Here is a 24,592-nt window from a genome sequence, read left to right as displayed (position 1 = left end):
CCAAGAACGAAAACGGTCCCAAATCGGATGCGGCCATGTGCGATGAATGGGCCCCGCCCACTGCCGAGCAGAAACCGCTGCCCGAGGCGGTGGCCGACACGCCGGTGGAGGCGAAGAGCGCCGCCGAATGGGCCTATGAGCGGCTGATTCTCTACATCCAGAACTTCGAAGAGCAGCTCGACAACGAGCACGAGATCGCCATGGGCTTCGCCGGAAGCGACGCGGGCGTGTTGCGCATCGAAGGGATCGGTTTTTTCGACCCCGACATTGTGACCTTCTACGGCGCGGATGCCGAAGGGGCGAAAACCCAGTTGATCCAGCATGTCAGCCAGCTCTCGGTAATCCTGCGCGCCCTGCCCAAGCTGCCGGAAGCGCCCGAACCCAAGCGAATCGGCTTTCGTCTGGCCAAGGACCTGGAAAAGACCGGGGGGTGATCCGGCCACACCCGGCCCGCTCTGCGACAATAGCGCGCATCTTGGGATGACAGGCAGGGGCAAATGGTCTAATCAGATCTGGATCAATTCGAACTACACGAACCAACGGGACACGCAACATGGCAGAGCACAAGATCGGCACGATGGACACCAAGGTGCAGGAGAAGACCTATGAAGGTTTCGTCAAGTTCACCGTACGCTCGGTGATCGCCATCCTTCTTTTTCTGGTTTTCCTGGCGCTCGTGGGCGCGTAAAAGGGGCTCCAGTATTTTCCTGATCTTGCGAGGCCGGTGACATGCGACGCATTCGGATTGCTTTGGGACTGGTGTTTGCCTTGGGTGCGCTGGGCGCCTGCGGGGCGGACAATGTCTGGGCCCCGGACGAACAGGTCGAGGCGGCAAAATTCAAGGCGGATGGCCCGCCGACGATCACGCTGTTCACCGTGCTCTCGAACCGGTCCAATTCAGGCGCGCATTCCGGGCTGATGATCTCGGGCTCACAACGGGTGCTGTTCGATCCTGCCGGCACCTGGTATCACCCCTACCTGCCCGAACGCCATGACGTGCATTTCGGAATCAACGACGCGGCGATCGACTTCTACGTCGATTACCATTCCCGCGTGACCTACCGCACGGTGCGCCAGGATATCGTTGTCAGCCCCGAGGTCGCCGAGCTGGCCCTGCGCCTGGTGCAGGAAAACGGGCCAGTGCCAAAGGCAATGTGCTCCACCTCGATCACGAAAATCCTGCGCCAGCTGCCAGGGTTTGAAACGGTCCCGCGCAGCCCCTTCCCGAAGCGATCGATGAAGGCCTTCGCTGCAATGCCCGGCGTGGTCGAGACAGTGACTTACGACGACGACCCCGACGAGAACGGCTATATCCTGGCCCGCGGCATCCCGCCGCTGGAGGGTGTCGTGGCAGCGACCCTGCCTGCGGGCGAGTAACCGCCGCCAGATTCCGGAAATTGAAACGGGCCCTGCGGCCCGTTTTTTTCAGCCCAGCAACCAGAGCAGTGAATAGAGCGTCGCCGCCCCGCCCAGAATGGCCGCCAGCACGTTCCTGGTCATGTACCCCACCGCCAAAGTCACCGCCGCCGCGCTCAGCCGCGCGGGCTCCGGCGCGCCACCGGTCGCCTCCGGCCACAGCACCAGGGGCGCCACCAAGCCGGGCAACACGGCAACCGGCGTATAGCGCAGATGCCTGAGCACCCATTCCGGCAGTGGCCGATCGCCGATCAGCCCCAGAAAGCTGAACCGCGCCAGGAAGGTGCCTACCCCGAGGGCGGCAATGATGAACCAGATATGCGGGGAAGAGAAATTCATGCGCGTTTCTCCATCCACAACTCGACCTGGGCGCCGACCACCATGGCCACGACGGCCGCAACCAGCAACCCGGTGCCATAGGGCATCCAGACCAGCACCAGCGTGCCCGAGACCGACACCGCCGCTGCCGCCACATGGGCCACCGTGCGCAGCGCCGGGGCGATCATCGCGAGAAAGGTAATCGGCACGGCGAAATCCAGCGCGAATTCCGGCGGGATTGCCCCCCCGGCCACCGCGCCCACAAAGCTCGCCACATACCAGCCCGGCGCCACCGGGGTGAGCACACCGAAGAAATAGCGCAGCCGTTCAGAAAGCGTAAGCTTGGGCTCGTTCTCGTATTTCAGATGACTCAGCGCATAGGACTGATCGACCAGAAGATAGGCCACGCAAGCCCGCTGCCAGACCGTCGCCCGCCCCAGGTAGGGCGTCAGAGAGGCCGAATACATCGCCATGCGCAGGTTAACCGCAAGCGCCGTGGCGATGATGATTACCGTCGGCGCCTCTTCGACCATCAGTTGCAACGCGGTGAACTGCGCCGCCCCGGCGATCACCAGCACCGAAAACCCCATGACCTCGGCCAGGCTCAACCCCGCCTCGGTTCCCACCACACCAAAGAGCAGCGCAAAGGGCACCACCACCAGAACGAAGGGCGCGCCATCGCTCACCCCCTGAAGATAGATAGATTTCCGGTTGGACGTTGCCATGTCTCGGTCCTAGATTGCCTTCTACCCCCCTAGGGGCAAATCAGCGGAGATGCAATTGACCACAGACAACGCCTCTGATCCGGCCGCCGACTACCTGATCGCCCCCGACCCCACCGCCCCCCGCCTGACCCGCCGGGTGGCGGGGCATGACGAACATGGCCAGCCGGTCGAGATCGCCGTGGTGGAGGAACGCCCGCTGACCATCTTCCTGAATGCGCGCGAGATCGTCACGGCCATGACCATCGGCGACTACCCGGACTACCTGGCTCTGGGGTTTCTGAAGAACCAGGGCATGCTGTCGGGCGCCGATGACGTTGTCGGCGTGGATTACGACGCGGACATCGACACTGTGGTCGTGCGCACTGCGTCGCAGACCACCTATGAAGAGAAGCTGGAAAAAAAGACCCGCACCTCGGGCTGTGCGGTCGGCACGGTTTTCGGCGACATGATGGAGGGGCTCGAGGGGTTGACCCTGCCGGCCACTCCGGTGCGCTCCAGCTGGCTCTACGCTTTGGCGCACAAGATCAACCGCACCCCGTCCCTGTATCTGGAGGCCGGCGCGATCCATGGCACGGTGCTGTGCCGGGGCGACCGCCCGCTGGTCTACATGGAGGACGTGGGCCGCCATAACGCGGTCGACAAGGTGGCCGGCTGGATGCTGGCCGAAGGCGTCGATCCGGCGGACAAGATCCTTTACACCACCGGGCGGCTGACCTCGGAGATGGTGATCAAGACCGCGCAGATGGGCATCCCGACGCTGGCCAGCCGCTCCGGGTTCACCGCCTGGGGCGTCGAGATCGCGCAGGAGGTCGGCCTGACCCTGATCGGCCGCATGAAGGGCCAGCGCTTTACCTGCCTGTCGGGCGAAGACCGGCTGGTCCGCGACATGGACCCGGCCCACGCGCCCCGCGAGGACAGGAAACACCGCCGCAAGGGGGGTGAGGGATGAAACAACCTCTCGGCATCATCCTCGCCGGTGGCCTTGCCACGCGCATGGGCGGCGGCGACAAGGCGCTCCTGCCTTTGGGCCGGGGCACGCTTCTGTCTTCGGTCGTGGACCGGTTGGAGCCGCAGGTGGCAGGCATTGCCCTGAACGCAAATGGCGACCCGGCGCGGTTCGACGGGGCCCTGCCGGTCATTGCCGACTCGATCGGGGGGTTCGCGGGTCCTCTGGCTGGCGTGCTGGCCGGGCTCGACTGGGCCGCAGGTCAGGGCGCAGGCTGGATCGTCACCGCCGCGGGCGATACGCCCTTCTTTCCCTGCGACCTTGTCCCGCGCCTGATGCTGGCAGCCGAAGAGGCCAGCGCCCCGATTGCGCTGGCGGCCACGCATGATGCGGAACGCGGGCCGATGCGCCAGCCCACCTTCGGCCTCTGGTCCGTAGCCCTGCGCGACGAGCTGCGCGCGGCACTGGAGGCGGGCACCCGCAAGGTCGTGGTCTTTACCCGGGCACACGGGGCGGCGCAGGCCGTATGGCCGGACCAGCCCTTCGACCCGTTCTTCAACGTCAACACGCCCGAGGATCTGGCCCGGGCGGAAACCCTTTTGCAAGGAGCCGCCTCATGAAGGTTTTCGGTGTCATCGGCTGGAAGAACTCCGGCAAGACCGGGCTGGTGGTGCGGCTGGTCGAACACCTGACCGCGCGCGGGTTCACTGTCTCGACCATCAAGAACAGCCATCATTCTGCGGATGTCGATCACAAGGGCACCGACAGTTGGCGCCACCGACAGGCGGGCGCGCGCGAGGTGGTGCTGGCCAGCGAGGCGCGGGTGGCGCAGATGCATGAGCTGCGCGGGGAGGCGAAACCCTCGCTGCCCGAGCTGCTGACCCGTCTGGGCCCCTGCGACATCGCGCTGGTCGAGGGGTTCAAGACCGAGGCACATCCCAAGATCGAGGCCCACCGCGCCGCAACCGGCACCGACCTGATTGCCCGCGAGAATGGCACGGTAAAACTGGTGGCCAGCGACGAACCCATTGCCGGGCTGACCCAACCCGTCCTCGACCTGGACGACACCGCCGCGCTTGCGGATTTCATCCTGCAACAGACCGGGTTGGCGGCCCGCAGCACCCCCGAGATCACCCCGCCCAGGCTCAAGAACGACTGTTTCGCCCTGCCGCCGGGCGTGAACTGGACCCCGGTCGATGACGCGCTGGCCCTGCTGCGCGACGGGCTGTCGCCGGTTGTGGGAATGGAGGAGGTTGCCGTGGCCGAGGCCGCGGGCCGCGTGCTGGCGGCTGACGCGCTGGCGCAACGCTCCAACCCTCCGGGCGCGAACTCGGCGGTGGATGGCTATGGTTTCACCCATGCCAGCCTGCCTGCGGGCGATCCGGTGCTGCCCCTGGTCAAAGGCCGCTCCGCTGCCGGATCCCCTTTCCCCGGCACCGTGCCGCCCGGCCATGCCGTGCGCATCCTGACCGGCGCGCTGGTGCCGCCGGGCGTGGATACTGTGGTCCTGCAAGAGGACGTATCACTGAGCGAGGGCCACGTGGCCTTCACCGCCGGGGCGAAGAAGGGCGCGAACACCCGCCGCGCGGGCGAGGACGTGGCCGCGGGCGCCGTGGCCCTGCCCAAGGGCACACGCATCGGTGCACCGGAGATTGCCCTGCTCTGCGCCGTGGGCGTGGCGCGGGTGCAGGTGCAGACCCGCCTGCGCGTGGGCGTACTGTCCACCGGGGATGAAATCGTCACCCCCGGAAGCTCGGACAACCCGGCCCACACATTCGACGCCAACCGCCCGATGCTGCTGGCACTGGCCGCCCGCTGGGGCCACGAGGCGGTGGACCTGGGCCATGCGCCCGACGACCGGGGGGCCATCCGTGCGGCTTTGGACGCGGCAGCGGAACGGGTCGATGTGGTTCTGACCTCCGGCGGGGCCTCGGCGGGCGAAGAAGACCATGTCTCGGCCATCCTGTCCGGTGAAGGGCAACTGACGACCTGGCGCATCGCGATCAAGCCGGGCCGCCCGCTGGCGCTGGCGCTATGGAAGGGTGTGCCGGTCTTCGGCCTGCCGGGCAACCCGGTGGCCGCGCTGATCACCGCGCTGATTTTCGCGCGCCCATCGCTGTCGGTGCTGGCCGGCAGCGGCTGGCTGAGCCCGCAGGGCTACCAGGTGCCCGCCGCCTTTTCGAAACGCAAGAAACCCGGCCGCCGCGAGTTCATACGCGCGCGGATGGGAGCAGACGGGCGGGTCGAGGCGTTCCGGTCGGAAGGCTCCGGCCTGATCTCGGGCCTCGCCTGGGCCGACGGGCTGGTCGAATTCGGCGACGAAGGCCGCGAGATCGCCGAGGGCGACCTTGTCACCTTCTACCCCTATGGGAGTTACGGGGTGTAGCCTTTAGCCACCTGCCCCGGACCCACCCCCGACCTACCCCCTCAAGGGTGGGAGCCACGCCGGGAAGCGAGCCACATCACCAGTCCCAGGATCACACCGCCACCAGTCACCACGGCCAAGGACCCCAGGGCAAATTGGCCGAAAGCAGCGGTCATGCCGGTGCCGCTGACCACCGCGGGCCCCAGGGTCGCGGCAAAGACGCCAACCAGCCCCAGCGCGACAAGCGCCAGCCCGGCCTGCAGCCCCCGGGCACGACGCGCGCGGGGCACGCGCCGCAGGGCGCGGGTCATGCGGCCAAGGTCGCTCTGCATCGCCAACAGCGCCGGCACCACCAGCAGCACCAGCACCATGCCGAAGGCCAGCCCGTAGGTCAGGGTAATGACGGTCGGCTTCAGAAACTCCGCCTGCCGTGAACCTTCGTAGAGCAGCGGCATCAGCCCCAGCACCGTGGTCAGCGTGGTCAGAAGGACCGGGCGCAGCCGGTCCGCGGTGCCGTCGATGATGGCGGGGAACAGGCCCCTTTCCTTCGCGTAGTCGTCGATCGTGCCCACCAGCACGATCGAATCGTTGATGATGATCCCCGTCATGCCAATGAGCCCGATGACGGAGAACAGGCTCAACGGCACGTCCCATTGCAGGTGTCCCCAGATCGCGCCGATCAGGCCGAAGGGGATGATCGACATGACCACCAGCGGGCGCGACCAGCTGGAGAAAATCCAGGCCAGCACCAGATAGATGCCCAGAAGGCTCATGATCAGCCCGGTGCGCGCCTCGTTCAGGAATTCCTTTTCCTGTTCCGCCAGCCCACCCAGCCGGTATTCCACGCCGAACCTCCCCGCCACTTCGGGCAGGATTTCGCTGGTCAGGGCACGGGTGATTTCCTCGGCCCGGGCCGCGTCGCCCTCGTCGATATCGCCATTCACACCGACCAGACGAATACCGTTTTCCCGCCGCACCGTGGAAAAGCCATTGCGCGAGGTCACGGTGACGATATCGCCCAAGGCCACGTATTCCCCCGCCGTGGTGCGCATCTGCGCGGCCTCCAGGAAATCTGCAGACAATTCGCCTTCGGGCAGCTCCACCCGGATCGCGGCAGACCGCGTGCCGTCCGGGTAGGTCGCCGCCTCGATCCCGCCCAGACGGTTGCGGATGACCCGGCCCAGCGCGTCGATGGTAAAGCCCAGCGCCTGGCCCTGCGGGGTCAGTTCCAGCACCAGCTCTTCCTTGTCATAGGCCAGCGTATCCTCGACCGCGCTGATCTCGGGGAATTGCGCCAGAAGTTCCTTCAACCCTTCGGCGGCGGATTTCAGAACCTCGGCATCGGCACCGTAAAGATCGATATCCAACGCGTCCCCGCCCGGCCCATGGCGGACGCCACGGAAGGACAGCACCTCCAGCATCGGGTGGCGCGGCACCGCGTCCTGCAAGCGGGCGACAAAGTCGAAACTGGTGTAGGGGCGCAGGTCGGCATCCACCATCTCGATCGAGATCGAGCCCAGCAGATCCGCGTCCTTGGTGTCCACGCCCGACAGGCCACGCCCCTGCCCGCCGCCAACACCGGAGATCACAAAGGCGGCCGGATGCACGCCGTATTCGGCCTCGAACTCGCCGCCGATATCCTCGACCACCTGCTGCACCAGTTTCATCATCTCGATCGTATCGTCGCGCGTGGCCCCTTCGACCATGGCGAAATTGGCCGACACCACGCCCTGCTCAGGTGCGTTGAAGAAGCGGAAGGGCAGATCGCCCCGGATGAAGAAGGCCGCAGCGGACACCAGCACCAGAATGGCCCCCGCCAACACCGGGTACCGTGCAAAGATCACCACCCGCATCAGCCTGCGGAACAGGCGGTCGCGCACCAGGCGGAACCCCTTGTTTACCTGGCGCGAGGGCCAGTCATACCAATGCTGCTTTGCGGTATGGGTCAGCGCATGGGCCATGTGGTTCGGCAGGATCAGGAAACATTCCACGAGCGATGCGATCAGCACCACGATGACGGTAAATGGAATGGCCGCGATGGTATTGCCGAACCGTCCGCCGATGGCCATCAGCCCAAAGAAGGCTATGACCGTGGTCAGGGTCGAGGAAAACACCGGCGGGAACATGCGCCTGGCGGCATTCTCGGCGGCTTCGACCGGGCCTTCGCCAAGGTGCCGCGACCGGAAATCGGCATGTTCCCCGACCACGATGGCATCGTCCACCACGATGCCCAGGGTGATGATCAGGGCAAAGAGGCTGATCATGTTGATGGTCAAACCGGCCATATACATCAGCGCAATCGCGGTCAGCATGGCAACCGGGATGCCCGCCGCCACCCAGAAGGCAATCCGCGCGTTGAGGAACAGGAACAGCAGAAGCACCACCAGCCCGAGCCCCTGCAACCCGTTGCGGGTCAGCATTTCGAGGCGCGAGGAGATAACCTCGGAGCGGGTGTGGAACATTTCGATCCCCACCCCCTTGGGCAGGGACAGCAACATCTCGGCGGCGACTTCTTCGACGACTTCCTGTATCTCGACCGCGTCCCCCTGGGCCGAGCGCGCGACATTGACCTGAATTGCGGGGTCGTCGCCCACGAAATAGGCACGTGCCCGGTCAATGCCTTCAACCCGGACGTTTGCCACGTCGCCAACGGTCAGGTTCGATCCATCCGCGTTCGAGCGCAGGACGATCGCGGCAATCTCGTCGGGTGTGCGTTTTGCGACACCCGTGCGCACCCGGGCCGCGCCGGAGGCCATGTTGCCCGCCGGATCCGCATCCGCTTCCTCGGCAATGGCGGCAGCGATCTGGGCCATGGTCACGTCATGGCGCATCAGGGACAGCGAGGGCACCTCGACGATGGTTTCCGGTGCGACGACCCCGGTAATGGAGGTCCGGGTCACGCCTTCGTTGAACAGGCGCACGGTGAATTCGTCGGCAAAGCGGCCCAGCTGGTCGACCCCGACAGGGCCGGTGATCGCCACGTCCGTCACAGTGTCGCGCCAGGCGCCACGGCGCACGGTGGCGTCCTCGGCGTCCTCCGGAAGGTCCGAGATCGTGTCCACCGCCGCCTGCACATCATCGGCGGCACGGGCCATGTCCCAGCCGGTCTCGAACTCCAGAAATATCCTGGCCGAGCCCTCGCGCGAGCGCGACGCGCTGCTTTCCACCCCTTCAACGGCCAGCAGGGACGGTTCCATGACCTGCACGATGGCCTCGTCCACATCCTCGGCACCGGCGCCCTCCCAGACCACGTTCACGGTCACGCTTTCGACCACCGAATCCGGGAAGAACTGCGCGCGCATGTTCGGGTAAGTCACCAGCCCGGCGGCGATCATCATGATCAGCAGCAGGTTGGCCACCGTGGCATGGCGGGTGAAATAGCTGAGAATTCCAGTGGGCGTAAACATGGCTCAGCCCCCCATGCGGCCTTCCAGCCGCTCAACAGTCTGAAGCGGAACCTCGTCCTGCTGCAAGGTTTTCAGAAGCCGCGCCTTCACGTCCTCCGGCATGCGTGCGTTGCTTTCGACAAAGGCCACCAGGGCCGCGCGGCGGGCATCATCCAGGCGCACGGTTTCCGGCGCGTCGGGCACCTTGGCATCGGCGCGGATCGGGCGCACACGAATACCCTCACCCAGAAGAGGATTGCGTTCGGCGACCACTTCGCGGCCCGCGAGGCCCGGCGCGCGTACCAGCACATCATCACCCTGACGGCGCAGCAGGTCGACCTCGGCCAGCTCCAGCCGCTCGCCCTCGCCCAGCACCAGCACGGTCCCCATTGCATCCACCGCCGATGCCGGCAGCAGCGCCACGCGTTCCAGCGGTGGCTCCTCCACGGATACCGTGACGAAATCGCCCGGACGGAACCCGGCTGCGGCGTCGAGGCGGGCAAACAGGAGACGCCCGGTCAGCCCTTCCCCCACCACCGCGCTTTCACGGTCAATGACGCCCGTTGCGACCAGGTCCACCCCGGCCACGTCCATTGTTACCTGCACCGGTGTGCGGCTGAGTGCACCAGCTTCATCGAGCAGACGGGTATATTGCGCCGTCGAAAGGCGGAAGCTGACCTCCAGCGCCTCGGGGTCGATCAACTGCGCCAACCTCTCGTTCGTCTGCACCAGACGGCCCCGTACCACGGTGACGTCGGACAGCGTGCCCGAGAATTCGGCGCGGATTTCCGTGTCGGCCAGATCGCGTTCGGCATCCGCCAGATTGACCCGGGCCCGTTCCAGTGCAGTTTGGGCGGAAACACGTTTCAGCGCAGCCGTGGCCAGGGCCTGACGGCGCGACAGCACCGCCTGGTCGGCGGCGGCGGCGGCCAGGGCGGCGGTTTCGACTGCGGCCTCGGTTCCCACGCCGCGAGCGACCAGATCCCTCTGCCGGGTCAGGGCGGCAGCCCGCAGCGCGGCCTGCCGTTCAGCATTGGCCAGGTCATCGCCCGCCAGTTCCAGGGCCTGTTCGGCATCGGCCAGGTCCGCGGCGGCCTGGGCCGCCTCGGCCCGGGCAATCACAAGAGCACTTTCGAAATCAGTGGGGTCGATGCGGGCCAGTAGGTCGCCGGCCGTGACCGTGCCGCCTTCTTCGAACCCGTCCGCCAGCTCGACCAGCGTGCCGCCAGAGGCCGCGCGCAGCTCCAGCACCCGGCGCGACCGCAATTCCCCGAACGCGCTGAGCGTCGGTCTGGCCTGACCGGGGGCCACTGTGACCACATTCACTCCCAACACGCGTTCACGTGCCGGACGCAGGCCGGTGTCCTGCGCCATGCGGGCCTGAACGGCGTCATAGGCGGTGCGCCCGGCCCAAGCCAGGAGCCCAAGCGTCAACGCGACGAGCAGCAGCCCGGTCAGGCTGCGGGTGAGAAAACGCATGAAATGCCTCGCTTTTTCGAACCTTCGTCAAATCTGCCCATTGTGCGCGCGCGACGCAAGCGGGCTGCCGTCACAAGCACTTTACGGGCGAACAGGTCATTTCCGTCGCTTATGTTCGTCCAGGCGGGGAAAAATCTCGACGAAGTTGCAGGGCAGATGGCGGTAATCCAGCTGATACTGCAGGATTTCGTCCCAGGCATCCTTGCAGGCCCCGGTCGAGCCGGGCAGCGCGAAGAGGTAGGTGCCATTGGCCACCCCGCCGGTCGCGCGGCTCTGCACGGCAGAGGTGCCGATCTTGTTCATGGAAACGATGGTAAAGACGGTGCCGAAGGCCTCGATCTCTTTCTCATAGACGTCACGATGTGCCTCGACGCTGACATCGCGCCCGGTCAGCCCGGTGCCCCCGGTCGAGATGATCACGTCGATGTCCGGGTCCAGCGTCCATGCGCGCAGCTGATCGGCAATCTCGTCGCGTTCGTCGCGAATGATCTTTCGGTCGGCCAGGACATGCCCCGCCGCTTCGATCCGCCCCACCAGCGTGTCGCCCGAGCGGTCCTGATCCAGGCCCCGCGTGTCCGACACGGTCAGGACCGCAATGCGGACCGGGATGAATTCCTTGCTTTCGTCGATGCGGGACATGGGCGGGCTCCTGTGTTCTGTTGCGCGCAGCTAACCCCAAGCGGCTCCGGGACGCAACGGACCTAAAGGTCGCGCAGCCTGGCCTGCAGCGCCAGCAGGTCCGCCCAGGCCTCGCGTTTCGCGTGCGGATTGCGCAGCAGGTAGGCCGGGTGGAACATCGGCAGAACCGGGCGCCCGAGAGCCTCTTCCCACTGGCCGCGCAGGCGTGTGATGCCGCGTTTGCCCAGCACCGCCTGACAGGCGTGGTTGCCCATCAGCACCAGCACATCCGGCGCCACCAATTCGACATGGCGCTGTACGAAGGGCATCAGCATCGCCACCTCGTCCGGATTCGGATCGCGGTTCTGCGGCGGTCGCCAGGGCAGTACGTTGGTGATGTACAGAGCGTCCTTCGACAGGGTCGCTGCGCGGCCCATGCCGATCGCGTCGAACATCCTGTCCAGAAGCTGCCCGGCGCGACCGACGAAGGGCTTGCCCTCGCGGTCCTCGTCGCGGCCCGGCGCCTCGCCGATCACCATGACGCGGGCGGCCGGGTTGCCGTCGGCGAAAACCAGATTGCGCGCGCCCTTCTTCAGCTCACAGCCCTCGAAGGCGCCCAGGGCGGCGCGCAGCCCGTCCAGGTCGGGCGCCCCCGCCGCCATCTGCTTGGCCAGCGCGACGTGATCGACCCTGGGCTCCTCGATCTTCCCGGGCATGACCGGCCGGGCCGGCTTCTGCGGCACGGCGGCCGGTTTCGGCGCAGGTGGTTCAACGGCAAAACGGTCCACCGGCGCCTCGCCGATGAACTCGCTCACGCCCATTTCGAGCTGCCACTCAAGAGCGGCTCGGGCGACGTGCCAATCCAATGCGCTGTCCTTTGCCGATTCCATGCGCCCAATCTACGGGCGCGGGCGGCAAGGCGCAAACGCTGCGCGCCAGCCTATGGACGAAGCCCCGCGCGCGGCCTATACCCGGGCCAAGACCCATCCGGAGGCTCCCATGACATTCCGCCAGCGCCATCTTCTGGGCATCGAACCCCTGCACCCGACCGAGATCACCAGCGTTCTGGACCTGGCCGACCGCTATGTCGGCCTGAACCGGCAGACGGTTAAGCGATCGAAGGCGCTGAAGGGGCTTACGCAGATCAACATGTTCTTCGAGAACTCGACCCGCACCCAGGCGAGTTTCGAGATTGCCGGCAAGCGGCTGGGTGCGGATGTGATGAACATGGCGATGCAGGCATCGTCGATCAAAAAGGGCGAGACGCTGATCGACACGGCGCTGACGCTGAATGCGATGCACCCGGACCTGCTGGTCGTGCGCCACCCCCATTCCGGCGCGGTGAACCTGCTGGCCGAGAAGGTGAATTGCGCCGTACTGAACGCCGGAGACGGCAAGCATGAACACCCGACCCAGGCGCTGCTGGACGCGCTGACGATCCGGCGCGAGAAAGGCCGCCTGCACCGGCTGACCATCGCCATCTGCGGTGATATTGCCCACAGCCGAGTCGCCCGGTCGAACCTGATCCTTCTGGGCAAGATGGAAAACCGCGTGCGCCTGGTTGGTCCACCCACGCTGATGCCCAGCCAGATCGACCAATTCGGGGTCGAGGTCTATCATGACATGGAAGAGGGGCTGAAAGACGCGGACGTGGTCATGATGCTGCGCCTTCAGCGCGAGCGCATGGACGGTGGCTTCATCCCGTCCGAACGCGAATACTATCACCGCTACGGGCTCGATGCCGCCAAGCTGGCCCATGCCAAGGACGATGCCATCGTCATGCACCCGGGCCCGATGAACCGGGGTGTCGAGATCGACGGCACCATCGCCGATGACATCAACCGCTCGGTGATCCAGGAACAGGTTGAAATGGGCGTTGCCGTCCGCATGGCCGCGATGGACCTTCTGGCCCGCAACCTGCGCGAGGCGGCGGGGTCGGAAAGCGTGATGGTGTAAGGGCGGCGCTCCGGGTCCGAAGGCGGCGGTTTCCATCCCTCCATTGCGCCCGACCCGAGCACCACGAGACTGTCACGCCCGATCATCCTTCGGAGACCCCATGACCACATGGGTTACAAGCTGGCGCACCTGCGGCAGGGTGCCAAGCTTGTCGGTGTGAAAGCGCTTGTAGGCGATCAGGTCCGCGGCCTCGACCCGCAGAAGGTATTCGACGGTGCCGGTGATATTGTGGCACTCGCGCACCTCGTCATAGATCGCGACAGCGCGCTCGAAGGACTCCTGTCCCTGTTTGGTGTGATCGTTCAGCCCGACGGTGACATAGGCGGTAAAGCCGATGCCCATCGCCTCGGGGCTCAATGTGGCACGGTAGCCGGTGATCACGCCCTTGCGCTCCAACTCCTGCACCCGGCGCAGGCAGGCAGAGGGGGAAAGGCCCACACGCTCGGCCAGTTCGGTGTTTGGCAGGCGGGCATTGCGGGTGAACTCCTGCAATATTCGGCGATTCAGGTCATCCATCTTCATCATTCATTGCACATTTAGCTTTCATTCACCACATATTGCAGCCCTGTTGCGCGAAATCTGCGCAATGATTGCGAACATGTCAATCGAGCTGATCCTTGCCCTGTGCACCTTCGCCTTCGTCTCGTCGATCACGCCGGGGCCGAACAACCTCATGCTGATGGCCTCGGGCGCCAATTTCGGCTTTCGCCGGACGGTGCCGCATATGCTGGGGGTCGGGATCGGCTTCACGGTGATGGTGCTGCTGGTGGGCGCCGGGCTGATGCAGGTCTTCGACCGCTGGCCGGTGGCGCATGAAGTGTTGAAATGGGCCTCGCTGGCCTACCTGTGCTGGCTGGCCTGGAAGATCGCCCGGGCAGGTGAGCCGGGGCGCGGGGACAGTGGAGCGCGGCCGATTACCTTTCTGCAGGCGGCGGCGTTTCAGTGGGTCAACCCGAAGGCCTGGATCATGGCGCTGACCGCGATCACCGCCTATGCACCGGATCGCAGTCTCTGGGCGGTGGGGGTGGTGGCGCTGATTTTCGGGCTGATCAACCTGCCCTGCGTGTCGAGCTGGACCGTGCTGGGGCGCGAGATCAAACGGGTGCTGACCAACCGGCGGCGGCTGACCCTGTTCAACTGGACCATGGCGGGGCTGCTGGTGGCCTCGATTCTGCCGGTGCTCTTCGCCTGAGCGGTAAGGCGCGCGCTCACCGTCATTGCCTTTGGTTGGGCGTGACTGGGGGGCCAGCCCCCCAGACCCCCCGGGATATTTCCGGAAAGATGAAAGGAGGCTTGCCCACCCCGAGCGGCGGGACGGGCGAGTGTGACAGGGCGGCAGCCGGTCTGGGGCGGATTGATGATGACCCGGGCCGAACGGCGCGCTATCCATGGGCCATGACCAATGACCAGATCATTCTTTTCAGCCTGTTCGGGACCGTGTTCGGTCTGCTCCTTTGGGGAAAATTCCGCTACGATCTCGTCGCCTTTGCCGCGCTCATGCTGGCGGTGGTCCTGGGTGTGGTGGATGCGAAACACGCGTTCGACGGGTTCGGCCATCCGGCAACCCTGGTGGTGGCCCTGGTACTGGTGGTTTCGGCCGGGCTGGTCAGGTCCGGCGCGGTGTTCCTGATCACGCGCACGCTTGTGGATGCCACCCGCAGCCTCGGTGCGCATATCGCGATCATGGGGGCGATCGGCGGAGTTCTGTCCGCCTTCATGAACAACGTGGCCGCACTGGCGCTGCTCATGCCCGTCGACATGCAGACTGCCCGCAAGGCTGGCCGGGCAACGGGTCTGAGCCTGATGCCGCTCTCCTTCGCCACCATCCTGGGCGGCATGGTCACGCTGATCGGCACGCCGCCCAACATCATTATTGCCTCGATCCGCGGCGATGCCCTGGGCGAACCGTTTCGCATGTTCGACTTCGCCCCCGTGGGCGGGGTGACGGCGATTGTCGGACTCGCCTTCGTGGCGCTGATCGGCTGGCGCCTGATCCCGCAACCGGAGGAGACCGGGAATGGCGGCGACCCGATGGGCGATCATGGCCAGTATATCGCCGAGCTCACGGTGCCCGCAGGTTCGAAGCTGATCGGCAAACGCGTGATGCACCTGGACGAGGACGCCGCGCGGAACGATGTGGCGATCCTGGGCGTGGTGCGCGGGGGCAAGCGGCGTTATGGCACCCAGCGCTACACCGAGATTCGTGAACATGATGCGCTGGTGCTGGAAGCCCGGCCCGAGGCGCTTGATGAATTTCGCGTCGCCCTGTCTTTGGATTTCGCAGAAGCGGGCCGACAGGAAAAGCTGACCGCCGAGGGGGCGGGCCTGTCGAAGATCGAGGTCGTGGTTCCCGAAACCGCCCGCATCAATGGCAAGACGGCACAGGCAATCGGGCTGAACTGGCGGCAGCGGTCCGTGCTGATGGGGATTTCACGCGGCGGCAAGCGGATCACGAAACAGGTACGCAAGACGGTGGTGTGGCCGGGGGACATCCTTCTTCTTCTGGTGCCTGCCGGGGCCGAGCCGGATGTGACCGAGTGGTTGGGCTGCCTGCCCCTGGCGGAGCGTGGCCTGTCGGTGACTCAGGACCGGAAGGTCTGGTGGGCGATCGGCATGTTTGCTGCCGCCGTGGCCGCGGCCAGCTTCGGGCTGGTCTATCTGCCGGTGGCGCTCGGGCTGGTCGTGGTCGGCTTTGTGCTGACCCGGATCGTTCCCCTGTCCGAGCTGTATACCCACATCGAATGGCCCGTCGTGGTGCTGTTGGGCAGCATGATCCCCCTGGGCGCCGCGCTTGAGACCTCGGGGGGCACGGAACTGATCGCCGGGGCCCTCGTGGGTGTCACCGAAGGCCTGCCCGCCTGGGCGGTGCTGACGGTTCTGATGATCGTCACCATGACCCTGTCGGACGTTCTGAACAACACCGCCACCACCATTGTCGCGGCTCCCGTCGGCATCCAGATGGCGCAGGCGCTGGACAGGAACCCGGACCCGTTCCTGATGGCAGTGGCCGTGGCCGCCTCCTGCGCCTTCCTCACCCCGATCGGGCATAAGAACAATACGCTGATCCTGGGGCCGGGCGGCTATCGCTTCGGCGATTACTGGCGCATGGGACTGCCGCTGGAGGTCCTGGTTGTCGCGGTGTCGATCCCGGCCATCCTGACCTTCTGGCCGCTCTGAAACGTTACAGTGGCAAAGGGTACGCGGCCAGCCAGCGGGCCGCTTCATCACTGAGGATGGTCCGCCAGTTGTCCCGGGTCAGACCCGCCCAGTGGCCCTGTGTGCCGGAGGTCTCGACCTCGCGGATGGCGTGTTTCAGCCGATAGAACCGGTGAAGATCCGGTGTCTGGTGGTCGAACCAGAGGCGCGAAACCTTCTTGAGCGCGGTGAAGTCATCGCCGCCTGCCGCCAGAATGTCACGCAGGTGAAGCGCCGCAAGCCATCGCGTTGCGGTGGCTTCGTCCGCAGGTCTGGCCAGGGACAATTCTGCTGCCACCCGATCGACCAGGCTGTTCAGTTCGCCCCAGTGCACCTCGGGTGTCTGGGCGGTCAGGACGAATACCGCATCCGAAGTCAGCCCCTCGTCGATCAGCGCCCAGCCCCAGGCTATTGCCTGACGGGCCATCTGGAGGTTCAGGCGCCGGTGGGCCAGCACCTCGATCGTTTGCCGTTTGAGTCCGGGACTCACAGCGGCCAAATGAAGGGAATGAGGGCCGAAGCCAAGAGCCCGACCGACAGGTTCAGGGGAATGCCCACCTTCATGAAATCGGTAAAGCGATATCCGCCGGGACCATAGACCAGCATATTGGTCTGATACCCGATCGGAGTAGCGAAGCTGGCCGACGCGGCGACCATCACGGCCACCACAAGGGGTCGCGCGTCGATGCCCAGAGCACCGGCCAGGCCGATCGCGATGGGGGTCACGACAACGGCCACGGCGTTGTTCGAGACAAGCTCGGTCAGAACCGAGGTCAACAGGTAGATCGCCCAGACGATCAGGAAGGGTGGCAAATTGCCCAACACCGGTGCCAGCCCCTCGGCAATCAGCTTGACCGCGCCCGACGCCTCCAGCGCCGCGCCGATGGCGAGCATGGCAAAGATCAGCGCCAGCAGGCGACCGTCGACAAAACCGAACGCTTCATCCGCGTCTATACAGCGCGTGACCAACACGCCGGCCACAGCCAGGATCGCGAGGTAGAAGATCGGTGCAACACCGAAACCGGCCAGGGCGACGATCCCCACAAGCGCGGCAATGGCAAGCGGTGCATGGCTGCGGCGAAACTCGCGGGCCGAGGGTTTCGACACGTCCACCAGCTCCATGTCGCTGGCCAGACGCTGGATATCCTCCGGCGCACCTTCAAGCAGCAGCGTATCCCCCACCCGCACCACAAGGTCGTCAAGCTGCCGCCCGATATTCTGGTTCTTGCGGTGCACCGCCAGCGGGTAGACACCGTAGCGGCGGCGCAGACGCAGCTGGCCCAGCGACTTGCCGACCATCTTGCAGCCCGGCGAGATCAGGGTCTCGACCGTTGTGGTCTCGACCGCGCTCACCTGATCGACCCGTTTGAGGCTCTTGTTGCGCTGCAGGCTCAGAATTTCGGTCATGGCGGTGCGCAGGACCACACGGTCTCCGACCTGCAACTCGACACCTTTCAGATCGCGGCGCAGCGACATGTCGCCGCGAATGACATCGACCAGCCGCACGCCTTCGCGCTTGAACAGCTGAACGCCCGTGACCTCGCGACCGACCAGGTTGCTTTCCGGGGGGATGACCGCCTCGGTGAAGAATTTCTTGCGGCTTCGGTCGGAAAGCAGCGTCGCCATGCTGTCACGCTCCGGCAGCAGACGCGGACCGATGAAATAAAGGTAGAGCATGCCCCAGGCGACCAGGACCAGACCCAGGGGCGTGACCTCGAAGATCGAGAAGGGCTTCATGTCATGGGCGCGGGCGACACCGTCGACCAGCAGGTTTGTCGAAGTACCGATCAGGGTCAGCGTCCCTCCCAAAATGGCGGCATAGCTGAGCGGGATCAGCAGTTTCGACGCCGAGGTGCCCAGCTTGCGCGCCAGCTGCACGAAGACCGGGATCATCACCACCACGACCGGCGTGTTAGACACCACCGCCGAACTGACGATGACGAAGGCCATCAACGTGCCGACCGCCACCATCGGGCGCACCGCCGCCTGGGCCTCGGCTTTCTGGGTGAACCAATCCAATGCGCCGGTGCGCACCAATGCCCCCATGACAATGAACATCGCGGCAATGGTCCAGGGTGCGGGATTGGACAATACCATCAGCGCATCGTCATAGGGCAGCACACCCGAGACCAGCATCAGGGCCACCCCGGCTATCGCCACGACTTCGGTCGGAAAGGTTTCGCGAAGAAACAGGACGAACATGATGCCGACCACGGTCAGCGCCAGGATGGCCTGTCCGGTCTGGCTCAGCTCGATAATGCCCATGGATGGCTCCCTGCCCTTGTTTTCAGGGAACTTACGCGCGCGCGGGCGCCTCGGGCAAGCGGCTTTCGCGCGGTTGCACAAGGAAAAGCCCCAGCATCATCAACCCAAGCGCAGCCCAGACCCAACCGGAGTAGTTTTCGCCCAGCAACGCCATGGCCCAGAGCACACCGAAGCCCGTCACCAGGTAACTCACCTGGGCCGCGAAACTGGGCCCGGCGCGTCCAACCAACCAGACATAGCCCGAATAGACCAGCGCGTGGATGGTTGAGCTGCCGATCAACGCCCAGTCGGCACCGTTCCAGGGCAGGGTCGGGTCGATGAAGGCGCCGGTGCCCAGCGCCAGCGGAAGGGACAGGCAGGCGCCCAGGACCGAAGCCCCGAACAGCGCCTGGATCGGATCGAGCCCCGCCGTGCCCCATTTCGCGACCACGTTGCCCTCGATCCCATAAAGCAGCGGCGCGATCAGCGCGACCGGCACCCAGAGCGCAACACCGGGTGGCAGTGACGTTTCGGGCGCGACCAGAAGCGCAACCCCGGCCAGCCCGACGCCAAGCCCGGCCAGGCGCATCAGGCGGAAGCTTTCGTTGCGCAGGAGCAGTGCGATGGGGAAGGCGAACATGGGCACGGCGGCGATGGTGATCGCCTGCACACCCGCAGGCAGGCGTTCGAGCGCAGTGTAGCCCGCTGCATTGGGCAAAACCGTGCCGGTGAGCGCGATGAAGAGGTAGAATGCGATCTGGCGGCGCCCCAGCCCCGGCCGCTTGCCACGCAAATAGGTCAGCGCTCCCAGCACCAGGGCGCTGATTACCATCTGCCAGAAGATCATGCCGAAATGGCGGTGTCCGCCCTCGATGGCAATCTTCGCCAGCACCCCGGTCAGCCCCCAGCCTGCACCCAGCAGGACCAGGAACCCGACCAGCCCCGCCCGGCCTTTCACGGGCGCGCGTCCTTGAGCCGCCCCCCGTTGCGCACCATCTCGACCCGGGTGGCGAGGCCGGTGCGATCGTCTGTCTCGACATAGAGACCGGACAGGGTCCCCTCGCCATTCGCGGGTGTGAAGCGCCCCTTGGCCATGCCGGTGACGAAACGGCGCATGGGCTCCTCGGCCTCCATGCCGATCACCGAGTTGTAATCCCCGCACATGCCCGCATCGGTCAGATAGGCGGTGCCCTTGCCAAGGATCATCGCGTCACTGGTGGGCACATGGGTATGGGTGCCGACCACCATGGAGGCACGGCCGTCACACCAGCGGCCCAGGGCCATTTTCTCGGACGTCGCTTCGCAATGCACATCGACCAGAATCGCCTGGGCATTGCCCCCAAGGGGGTTGGCGCGCAGCACCTGATCCACGGCGGAAAACGGATCGTCAAACGCGCGTTTCATGAACACATTGCCCAAGACCTGAGTGACCAGAATCTGCCGCCCGCGCGCATCCTTGAAGATGCGCGCACCGGAGCCCGGCGCGCCCTTGGCAAAGTTGAGCGGGCGGATGATCCGTTTCTCCTGCTCGCAGAAGGTCAGCATCTCGCGCTGGTCAAAGGCGTGGTCGCCCAAGGTGATCACGTCGGCCCCGGCCTCGAGGATCGCCTTTGCATGGGCTGCGGTCAGCCCGGCGCCCGAGGTCGCATTTTCCGCATTCACCACGACGAAATCCAGCCGCCACTCCTCGCGCAGCGTTTTCAATCGTTCGGAAACGGCCCGCCGTCCGGCGCGGCCCATGACATCACCAAGAAAGAGTATTTTCATGGCACCAGCCCTAGGCCGAGATGCGGGCGAGGGCAAGAGGGGGCGCGGATCGCGCTCCGATCGTAATCAGGATATCTGGATTTTCGTCCATGGCGTCCCATGCGCGCGCAAAACCTCAGAAATAGGTCACGCCCCGTTCGGTCACGATCCCGTCCAGCGGCTGGTCGGTCGGTTCGATCGGCAGCCCCTCGGCTTCCTGCGCGGCATAGGCATAGCCGAGGGCCGGTGTTGCGCGTTTGGCGCGCAGCCCCTCCAGGGTCCGGTCGTAAAAACCGCCGCCATAGCCCAGCCGGTTGCCCCGGGAGTCAAAAGCCACCAGCGGCACCACCACGACCTCCGGGTCCAGATATTCCTTCACCGCGGGCACTTGCGCGCCAAAGGCCCCCTCGACCATTTCACAGTCCGGGGTCCACCTGGCAAATTTCAGCGGCATTCCCCTAGCTTCAATCACCGGGATGACGATGCTGGACCACGCGGATAGCGCCGCCATGGCGGGCAGTGGCGTGATTTCCGTACGGATCGGCATATAGCCCGCGATCACCTTGCCCTTGAAGGGCATCAGCGCCTCGATCAGATGGGCCACTCCCGCCTGGGCGGCGGCAGGGGAATGGGCCGCCTTGCGGCGAGCGAAAGCGGCCTTGCGGGCCGCGACCTTGACAGCGGCCAGATCGGATTGCAGGTCGGTCATTTCAGCCCTCACAACAGCATGATGGCGGCCAGGCCAAGGAAGGCAAAGAAGCCCACAACATCCGTCACCGTGGTGACAAACGCCCCCGAGGCCAGCGCCGGGTCGATATCCAGACGTTCCAATACGACGGGTATCACCACCCCGGCGAGCCCGGCCACGACCAGATTGATCACCATCGCGACACCGATGACCACACCCAATAGCGGCGTACCGAACCACAGTACGCCGACCACTCCCATGACAACCGCAAAGATTGCGCCATTGACCACGCCCACCAGCACCTCACGCCGGATCACCCGCCAGAGGTTGGCGGAGGTCAGGTCTTTCGTGGCCAGGGCGCGCACGGCGACGGTCAGGCTCTGCGTGCCCGCATTTCCGCCCATCGACGCCACGATCGGCATCAACACGGCAAGGGCCACGAATTGCGCGATCACCGCTTCGAACTGGGCAATGACAAGCGAGGCCAGGATCGACGTGACCAGGTTCACGGCAAGCCAGGGAAAGCGGCGCCGGGTGGTGCTGATCACGCGGTCGGCAAGCGAGCTTTCCTCGCCCACACCGGCCAGGCGCAGGATGTCTTCCTCGTGCTCCTCGTCCAAGATCGCCATGGCGTCGTCGATGGTGATCACACCGACCAGCCGGTCGTTTCCGTCCACTACCGGGGCCGAGATCAGGTGGTACTGGTTGAACGCATAAGCGACCTCGCCCTCGTCCTGAAGCACGGGGATGGTGCGAAAGCTTTCCTCGGTGATTTCCTTGAGCTTGACCTCACGCGGGCTGCCCATGATCCGCCCGAGTGTCACATAGCCGGTCGGGCGCATGCGCGGGTCGATCAGGATCACATGGTAAAACTGTTCCGGCAGGTCATCCTCGGACCGCATGTAGTCGATCGCCTGACCCACGTCCCAGTGTTCGGGCGCCATCACCAGCTCGCGCTGCATCAGGCGGCCGGCGGAGTCCTCGGGATAGGCAAGCGACTGTTCGACCACCACCCGGTCGTCATCATCCAACGCGTCCAGAACGGCCTCGGTCTGCGGCTCGTCAAGGTCCTCGATCAGGTCGACGACATCGTCGGTTTCCAGGTCGCGCACGGCCTCGGCCAGGACTTCGGGCGCCATATGGGCGACGATGTCCTCGCGAATGCTCTCATCCAGCTCCGACAGAACCTCGCCATCCAGCTCGATTCCATAGAGGTGGACCAGATCGGTACGAAGGCGCGGATCGAGCTGTTCGAGGAGGTCGGCGATGTCGGCGGGGTGCAACGGGTCCAGAACCCGTGCCAGGGCCTCGGCGTCCTGCGCTTTCAGGGCGGACAGAACCGGGCCGAACACCTCGTGGTCGAGCTCGTAGTCGCCTTCCTCAAGGAGGTCGTCGGTCATGTTTTCATCAATCATGGCGCCCTCCTATTGGTTGGGCCGGACCATAGGGCAGGCGTCGCCAGATTGGAACCGGTCAAAGATATTGCGCGGTGGATTTTAGACCCCTAGGCTGGGCGACGGTTTGACTGAAAGACGCAACATGAAGCTGATCCTGGGCCAGGTGCTGACATTCGCGGGGAATCCGTTCCACGCGCCCATCGACGAGGTGGTGTGCCATGAGCAGCGCGGCGCCGTGGCCGTGGAGGCGGGCAGGATCGTCGAGGTCGGACCAGCCGACACCCTGCGCAGGGCCCATCCGCAGGCCGAAGTCACCGACTATGGCGCCGCCCTGATCAGCGCGGGGTTCATCGACACCCATGTGCATTACCCGCAGACCGCGGTCATCGCGAGCTGGGGCAAACGGCTGATCGACTGGCTGAACACCTATACCTTTCCCGAGGAAACGCGTTTTGCCGATCCCGCCCATGCCACCGAGATCGCCGCGACCTATTTCGACCTGGTGACGGCCAACGGCACCACCACCACGGTCAGCTACTGCACCATCCATCCTGATAGCGTTGACGCATATTTCACCGAAGCCGCGCGACGCGGCCTGCGCGTACTTGGCGGCAAGACCTGCATGGACCGAAACGCGCCGGACGGGCTGCGCGACTCGGCGCAGTCGGCCTATGACGACAGCAAGCGGCTCTTGGAACATTGGCATGGACGCGGCCGGGCCTCCTACGTGATCACCCCGCGTTTTGCGCCCACGTCGACGCCGGAACAGCTCTCTGCGCTCGGTGCGCTGTGGCGCGAACACCCGGAGTGCCTGATGCAGACCCATATCAGCGAGCAGCACGAGGAAATCGCCTGGGTCGCCGATCTGTTTCCGAGGGCGCGCGATTATCTGGATGTCTACGAGGACTTCGGCCTTGTTGGCCCCGGTGCGCTGATGGGTCACGCCATTCACCTGACAGAGCGCGAGCGCGCACGGCTCAAGGAACTGGACGCCAGCCTGATCCACTGCCCGACCTCGAACACTTTCATCGGTTCGGGCCTGTTCGACATGGAGGGGCTGATGGCCGAGGGTCAGCGCATCGGCCTTGCCACCGACACCGGCGGCGGATCGAGCTTTTCCATGCTGCGCACCATGGCCGCCGCCTATGAGGTCGCCCACCTGCGCGGCGCCTCGCTGCACCCGGCACAGCTGTGGTGGCTGGCGACGGCGGGGTCGGCCCGGGCGATTCGGATGGAGGACAGGATCGGCACGCTCGCCCCCGGCATGGAGGCGGACCTCGTGGTGATCGACCTTGCCTCCACCCCCGCCATAGCCCAACGCGCCGCGCGCGCCGAAACCCTGTGGGAGGCGCTCTTTCCCACCATCATGATGGGGGATGACCGGGCAGTGCGGGCCGTCTGGGCGAACGGGGAAATGCTGATCGGCTGACCTCCCCCCCGCGACGGCGAGTCTGGACGGGATAGCACGTTGCTCCCGGCTACGGCCCCGTGCTCTTGAACGGGTTGCCTGTATCCCCGAAGCGACTATCATGCGGCTTTTCCTGCACAGGTTTCCCAATGCCCACCCTGCCCGACCATGCCCTGCACACCGACGAGATCCTGCTCTGGACAGGCCAGGTCGACATGTCCCTGCTGATCCGCCGCCAGCTGCGCCGCGTTGTCTGGGGCGCGGCTCTGGCCGCCGTGCTGGCCGCGGTGATCCTGCTCTTCACCCGTCAGCCCGGGCTGATCCTGGTGCCGATCCTGATCGTGCCCAGTCAGCTCGTGGCGCAAGGCATCGCCCGGCGGGCGCGGGAACGGGATATCTATCTTCTCACCGACCGGCGCGTCGGCATCTGGGCGCCGCCAACGGGACCGGCCGCTCGGATTGCCGGGATGGAAGATGTGGCGGCAGGCAGCCTGACCCTGCCGCTCGAGGCGCTCGACCGGGTCGACGTCGCCCCGCATGCGCTCACGCTGCAACCAACACCCGGACAGGGCCATGCCCCGATCCACCTGACCGACCTGGCCGAACCCGAGGCACTGGCCGCCAGGATCGACCGGGTCCTCGCCACCTGACCCTGCGACCCGAGGCCACAAGCCCGGCAGGGGGTTTGATCTCTGCGCCGCTTTC

The 24,592-nt window shown here is 65.6% G+C and carries 24 protein-coding genes; 11 read left to right on the top strand and 13 right to left on the bottom strand.

Annotated elements, in window-relative coordinates:
• The first annotated feature begins 35 nt into the window (after window positions 1-35).
• From Q1V43_RS01710 to Q1V43_RS01700, 3 genes are all read left to right on the top strand, one after another.
• Entirely contained in the window at window positions 36-434 is a 399-nt protein-coding gene (locus tag Q1V43_RS01710; RefSeq protein WP_300513335.1) for a DUF6173 family protein, read from the top strand.
• Window positions 435-553: 119 nt separating this feature from the next.
• On the top strand, window positions 554-688 hold the full coding sequence (locus Q1V43_RS01705; RefSeq protein WP_300513275.1) for an aa3-type cytochrome c oxidase subunit IV: 135 nt from the start codon (window positions 554-556) through the stop codon (window positions 686-688).
• A 41-nt stretch (window positions 689-729) separates the two neighbouring features.
• Entirely contained in the window at window positions 730-1,377 is a 648-nt protein-coding gene (locus Q1V43_RS01700) for a hypothetical protein (protein ID WP_300513273.1), read from the top strand.
• Window positions 1,378-1,425: 48 nt separating this feature from the next.
• Here Q1V43_RS01700 and Q1V43_RS01695 read toward each other — a convergent pair whose 3' ends face one another.
• A complete protein-coding gene (locus Q1V43_RS01695) occupies window positions 1,426-1,755 on the bottom strand; it encodes an AzlD domain-containing protein (RefSeq protein WP_300513271.1) in 330 nt (109 codons plus the stop codon).
• Window positions 1,752-2,459, bottom strand: coding sequence for an AzlC family ABC transporter permease (locus tag Q1V43_RS01690; protein ID WP_300513269.1), 708 nt, complete (start codon window positions 2,457-2,459; stop codon window positions 1,752-1,754). Before Q1V43_RS01690 ends, Q1V43_RS01695 begins: the two co-directional genes overlap by 4 nt.
• Before the next feature lie 49 nt (window positions 2,460-2,508).
• On the opposite strand from Q1V43_RS01690, the gene Q1V43_RS01685 reads away from it, so the two are divergent.
• From Q1V43_RS01685 to Q1V43_RS01675, 3 genes are read left to right on the top strand one after another with little or no spacing between them, the layout of a single operon-like run.
• On the top strand, window positions 2,509-3,408 hold the full coding sequence (locus Q1V43_RS01685; RefSeq protein ID WP_300513267.1) for a formate dehydrogenase accessory sulfurtransferase FdhD: 900 nt from the start codon (window positions 2,509-2,511) through the stop codon (window positions 3,406-3,408).
• Complete coding sequence (gene mobA, locus Q1V43_RS01680) at window positions 3,405-4,025, top strand: molybdenum cofactor guanylyltransferase MobA (protein WP_300513265.1); 621 nt, start codon at window positions 3,405-3,407, stop codon at window positions 4,023-4,025. The genes Q1V43_RS01685 and mobA overlap by 4 nt, the downstream gene beginning before the upstream one ends.
• The gene (locus Q1V43_RS01675; RefSeq protein WP_300513263.1) at window positions 4,022-5,791 is read left to right on the top strand and encodes a bifunctional molybdopterin-guanine dinucleotide biosynthesis adaptor protein MobB/molybdopterin molybdotransferase MoeA; all 1,770 of its coding nucleotides are present in this window, start codon (window positions 4,022-4,024) and stop codon (window positions 5,789-5,791) included. Before mobA ends, Q1V43_RS01675 begins: the two co-directional genes overlap by 4 nt.
• A gap of 41 nt (window positions 5,792-5,832) precedes the next feature.
• Here Q1V43_RS01675 and Q1V43_RS01670 read toward each other — a convergent pair whose 3' ends face one another.
• The 4 genes from Q1V43_RS01670 to Q1V43_RS01655 all read right to left on the bottom strand — a co-directional run bounded on the left by Q1V43_RS01670 (window position 5,833) and on the right by Q1V43_RS01655 (window position 12,143).
• Entirely contained in the window at window positions 5,833-9,177 is a 3,345-nt protein-coding gene (locus Q1V43_RS01670; protein WP_300513261.1) for an efflux RND transporter permease subunit, read from the bottom strand.
• A gap of 3 nt (window positions 9,178-9,180) precedes the next feature.
• Complete coding sequence (locus Q1V43_RS01665; protein WP_300513259.1) at window positions 9,181-10,635, bottom strand: HlyD family efflux transporter periplasmic adaptor subunit; 1,455 nt, start codon at window positions 10,633-10,635, stop codon at window positions 9,181-9,183.
• 96 nt (window positions 10,636-10,731) lie between these two features.
• Window positions 10,732-11,274, bottom strand: coding sequence for a molybdenum cofactor biosynthesis protein B (gene moaB, locus Q1V43_RS01660; protein WP_300513257.1), 543 nt, complete (start codon window positions 11,272-11,274; stop codon window positions 10,732-10,734).
• Between the two features lie 62 nt (window positions 11,275-11,336).
• Complete coding sequence (locus tag Q1V43_RS01655; protein WP_300513255.1) at window positions 11,337-12,143, bottom strand: uracil-DNA glycosylase; 807 nt, start codon at window positions 12,141-12,143, stop codon at window positions 11,337-11,339.
• Window positions 12,144-12,252: 109 nt separating this feature from the next.
• On the opposite strand from Q1V43_RS01655, the gene Q1V43_RS01650 reads away from it, so the two are divergent.
• A complete protein-coding gene (locus Q1V43_RS01650; RefSeq protein WP_300513333.1) occupies window positions 12,253-13,209 on the top strand; it encodes an aspartate carbamoyltransferase catalytic subunit in 957 nt (318 codons plus the stop codon).
• 72 nt (window positions 13,210-13,281) lie between these two features.
• Here the strand turns inward: Q1V43_RS01650 and Q1V43_RS01645 are convergent, their stop codons facing one another.
• Window positions 13,282-13,734: an Lrp/AsnC family transcriptional regulator gene (locus Q1V43_RS01645; protein WP_300513253.1), complete on the bottom strand. Its 453-nt coding sequence runs from the start codon at window positions 13,732-13,734 to the stop codon at window positions 13,282-13,284.
• A 73-nt stretch (window positions 13,735-13,807) separates the two neighbouring features.
• Between Q1V43_RS01645 and Q1V43_RS01640 the strand changes: the two genes are divergently transcribed.
• Together Q1V43_RS01640 and Q1V43_RS01635 are read left to right on the top strand one after the other, a co-directional pair.
• Entirely contained in the window at window positions 13,808-14,401 is a 594-nt protein-coding gene (locus Q1V43_RS01640; RefSeq protein WP_300513251.1) for a LysE family translocator, read from the top strand.
• 203 nt (window positions 14,402-14,604) lie between these two features.
• On the top strand, window positions 14,605-16,386 hold the full coding sequence (locus tag Q1V43_RS01635) for an SLC13 family permease (protein ID WP_300513249.1): 1,782 nt from the start codon (window positions 14,605-14,607) through the stop codon (window positions 16,384-16,386).
• A 4-nt stretch (window positions 16,387-16,390) separates the two neighbouring features.
• Here the strand turns inward: Q1V43_RS01635 and Q1V43_RS01630 are convergent, their stop codons facing one another.
• The 6 genes from Q1V43_RS01630 to mgtE all read right to left on the bottom strand — a co-directional run bounded on the left by Q1V43_RS01630 (window position 16,391) and on the right by mgtE (window position 22,497).
• Window positions 16,391-16,894 (bottom strand): hypothetical protein, encoded by a 504-nt coding sequence (locus tag Q1V43_RS01630; RefSeq protein WP_300513247.1) that lies wholly within the window; start codon window positions 16,892-16,894, stop codon window positions 16,391-16,393.
• Window positions 16,891-18,669: an SLC13 family permease gene (locus Q1V43_RS01625; RefSeq protein ID WP_300513245.1), complete on the bottom strand. Its 1,779-nt coding sequence runs from the start codon at window positions 18,667-18,669 to the stop codon at window positions 16,891-16,893. The genes Q1V43_RS01630 and Q1V43_RS01625 overlap by 4 nt, the downstream gene beginning before the upstream one ends.
• A 31-nt stretch (window positions 18,670-18,700) precedes the next feature.
• Window positions 18,701-19,606: a DMT family transporter gene (locus Q1V43_RS01620; RefSeq protein ID WP_300513243.1), complete on the bottom strand. Its 906-nt coding sequence runs from the start codon at window positions 19,604-19,606 to the stop codon at window positions 18,701-18,703.
• On the bottom strand, window positions 19,603-20,415 hold the full coding sequence (locus Q1V43_RS01615; protein WP_300513241.1) for a TIGR00282 family metallophosphoesterase: 813 nt from the start codon (window positions 20,413-20,415) through the stop codon (window positions 19,603-19,605). The genes Q1V43_RS01620 and Q1V43_RS01615 overlap by 4 nt, the downstream gene beginning before the upstream one ends.
• A gap of 115 nt (window positions 20,416-20,530) precedes the next feature.
• Window positions 20,531-21,103, bottom strand: a complete 573-nt coding sequence (locus Q1V43_RS01610) for a 5-formyltetrahydrofolate cyclo-ligase (RefSeq protein ID WP_300513239.1) — start codon at window positions 21,101-21,103, stop codon at window positions 20,531-20,533.
• 8 nt (window positions 21,104-21,111) lie between these two features.
• The gene (mgtE, locus tag Q1V43_RS01605) at window positions 21,112-22,497 is read right to left on the bottom strand and encodes a magnesium transporter (RefSeq protein ID WP_300513237.1); all 1,386 of its coding nucleotides are present in this window, start codon (window positions 22,495-22,497) and stop codon (window positions 21,112-21,114) included.
• Window positions 22,498-22,621: 124 nt separating this feature from the next.
• On the opposite strand from mgtE, the gene guaD reads away from it, so the two are divergent.
• Both guaD and Q1V43_RS01595 read left to right on the top strand, forming a co-directional pair.
• Entirely contained in the window at window positions 22,622-23,908 is a 1,287-nt protein-coding gene (gene guaD, locus Q1V43_RS01600) for a guanine deaminase (protein ID WP_300513235.1), read from the top strand.
• A gap of 128 nt (window positions 23,909-24,036) precedes the next feature.
• Window positions 24,037-24,537 carry a hypothetical protein gene (locus tag Q1V43_RS01595; protein ID WP_300513233.1) on the top strand — a complete coding sequence of 167 codons (501 nt, stop codon included), beginning with the start codon at window positions 24,037-24,039 and terminating at the stop codon, window positions 24,535-24,537.
• Window positions 24,538-24,592: the final 55 nt, after the last annotated feature.

It is taken from the genome of Aliiroseovarius sp. (assembly GCF_030148435.1).
Taxonomy (GTDB): domain Bacteria; phylum Pseudomonadota; class Alphaproteobacteria; order Rhodobacterales; family Rhodobacteraceae; genus JASBTN01.
This window is presented reverse-complemented; position numbering and strand designations above follow the sequence as displayed.

Bases quoted from the DNA above. Each gene is read 5' to 3' on its own strand.
- Q1V43_RS01710 (WP_300513335.1), top strand. From the start codon at position 36: ATGTGCGATGAATGGGCCCCGCCCACTGCCGAGCAGAAACCGCTGCCC.
- Q1V43_RS01705 (WP_300513275.1), top strand. From the start codon at position 554: ATGGCAGAGCACAAGATCGGCACGATGGACACCAAGGTGCAGGAGAAG.
- Q1V43_RS01700 (WP_300513273.1), top strand. From the start codon at position 730: ATGCGACGCATTCGGATTGCTTTGGGACTGGTGTTTGCCTTGGGTGCG.
- Q1V43_RS01695 (WP_300513271.1), bottom strand. From the start codon at position 1,755: ATGAATTTCTCTTCCCCGCATATCTGGTTCATCATTGCCGCCCTCGGG.
- Q1V43_RS01690 (WP_300513269.1), bottom strand. From the start codon at position 2,459: ATGGCAACGTCCAACCGGAAATCTATCTATCTTCAGGGGGTGAGCGAT.
- Q1V43_RS01685 (WP_300513267.1), top strand. From the start codon at position 2,509: ATGCAATTGACCACAGACAACGCCTCTGATCCGGCCGCCGACTACCTG.
- mobA (WP_300513265.1), top strand. From the start codon at position 3,405: ATGAAACAACCTCTCGGCATCATCCTCGCCGGTGGCCTTGCCACGCGC.
- Q1V43_RS01675 (WP_300513263.1), top strand. From the start codon at position 4,022: ATGAAGGTTTTCGGTGTCATCGGCTGGAAGAACTCCGGCAAGACCGGG.
- Q1V43_RS01670 (WP_300513261.1), bottom strand. From the start codon at position 9,177: ATGTTTACGCCCACTGGAATTCTCAGCTATTTCACCCGCCATGCCACG.
- Q1V43_RS01665 (WP_300513259.1), bottom strand. From the start codon at position 10,635: ATGCGTTTTCTCACCCGCAGCCTGACCGGGCTGCTGCTCGTCGCGTTG.
- moaB (WP_300513257.1), bottom strand. From the start codon at position 11,274: ATGTCCCGCATCGACGAAAGCAAGGAATTCATCCCGGTCCGCATTGCG.
- Q1V43_RS01655 (WP_300513255.1), bottom strand. From the start codon at position 12,143: ATGGAATCGGCAAAGGACAGCGCATTGGATTGGCACGTCGCCCGAGCC.
- Q1V43_RS01650 (WP_300513333.1), top strand. From the start codon at position 12,253: ATGACATTCCGCCAGCGCCATCTTCTGGGCATCGAACCCCTGCACCCG.
- Q1V43_RS01645 (WP_300513253.1), bottom strand. From the start codon at position 13,734: ATGATGAAGATGGATGACCTGAATCGCCGAATATTGCAGGAGTTCACC.
- Q1V43_RS01640 (WP_300513251.1), top strand. From the start codon at position 13,808: ATGTCAATCGAGCTGATCCTTGCCCTGTGCACCTTCGCCTTCGTCTCG.
- Q1V43_RS01635 (WP_300513249.1), top strand. From the start codon at position 14,605: ATGACCAATGACCAGATCATTCTTTTCAGCCTGTTCGGGACCGTGTTC.
- Q1V43_RS01625 (WP_300513245.1), bottom strand. From the start codon at position 18,669: ATGGGCATTATCGAGCTGAGCCAGACCGGACAGGCCATCCTGGCGCTG.
- Q1V43_RS01615 (WP_300513241.1), bottom strand. From the start codon at position 20,415: ATGAAAATACTCTTTCTTGGTGATGTCATGGGCCGCGCCGGACGGCGG.
- Q1V43_RS01610 (WP_300513239.1), bottom strand. From the start codon at position 21,103: ATGACCGACCTGCAATCCGATCTGGCCGCTGTCAAGGTCGCGGCCCGC.
- mgtE (WP_300513237.1), bottom strand. From the start codon at position 22,497: ATGATTGATGAAAACATGACCGACGACCTCCTTGAGGAAGGCGACTAC.
- guaD (WP_300513235.1), top strand. From the start codon at position 22,622: ATGAAGCTGATCCTGGGCCAGGTGCTGACATTCGCGGGGAATCCGTTC.
- Q1V43_RS01595 (WP_300513233.1), top strand. From the start codon at position 24,037: ATGCCCACCCTGCCCGACCATGCCCTGCACACCGACGAGATCCTGCTC.